The sequence below is a fragment of the Streptomyces sp. SID3212 genome (assembly GCF_009865405.1).
Taxonomy (GTDB): Bacteria; Actinomycetota; Actinomycetes; order Streptomycetales; family Streptomycetaceae; genus Streptomyces.
Genome location: NZ_WWJY01000634.1, coordinates 1 through 931 on the forward strand (window position 1 = coordinate 1; position 931 = coordinate 931).

2 pseudogenes are annotated in these 931 nt (G+C 75.9%); both read left to right on the forward strand.

The features are described from left to right. A pseudogene (locus tag GT042_RS18885) lies at nucleotides 1-563 on the forward strand (serine/threonine protein kinase); the annotation flags it as partial. A gap of 175 nt (nucleotides 564-738) precedes the next feature. Beyond that, nucleotides 739-931, forward strand: a pseudogene (locus GT042_RS18890) (ABC transporter substrate-binding protein); the annotation flags it as partial.

Here is a 931-nt window from a genome sequence, read left to right on the forward strand (position 1 = left end):
CCCGACCGGGGCGGCTGCTCGCCGCCGTGGCCACCCTGGCGGTCGTCGCGCTCGGCGCGGTCGCCGCCGTACGGTGGCAGACCGATTCGTCCACCCCCGCCGTACAGCGTGTGAGCGACGCCACCGGCCGTATCCAGGTGGACGTGCCCACCGCCTGGGCCGGGCAGCTGGCCGGTTCCGGCTGGACACCCAGGACGCTCGGACTGCCGGACCACCAAGCCCCCGGGCTGACGGTCGCCGGCGATGTGGGACGCTGGCCCGACCTCGGCGCGGAGGTCAGCGGGGTGTTCGTGGGGCTCGGCGCCGACCCTGACCTGGCGGACCGCGTCGACGCGATCAGCCACCGCGCCTGCCGGTACGACGGCAGCCGTACGTTCTCGGACGCCTCCTGGCACGGTCGCATACGGACCTGGTCCTCCTGCGGTACGGCCGGGCGGTCGCTGGAGGAGATCGGGCTCACGCCGGCACGGGACGGCGCCCCGCAGGCGTACGTCCAGATCAGACGCGGCGCGGGCGACGACCCGACCGACCGGATCCTGCGCAGCCTGCGGGTCTCGGGCTGAGCCCCGCGCGGGGCCGCCGGAAGTTTTCGGGAACAGGCGTGAACTTTCGCGCCGGGCCCGTCATCGAACCGGGGTGTGGCGCACCACAGCGCCGGGCCGCACCGGCCCCGGGCGCCGTGTGGTGCGGGAATGACGGTCCGGAAGGACCTCGTACGGAGAAGGAGTGACGGCAGACATGACCGAGAACGAGGAGACGTTCCCCGTACGACCCCGGACCGCGCCCGCCCGGCACCGGCGGGGCACACGGCTCGCGGCGGGCGGCGCCCTGGTGGTCGCGGTCGCCGCGCTGCTGACGGGCTGCGGGGGCAAGGACGGTCCGGCCGTCTCCGCCCCGCACACCGTCGGCGGGCCGGCCGCCCCGGTGGGCG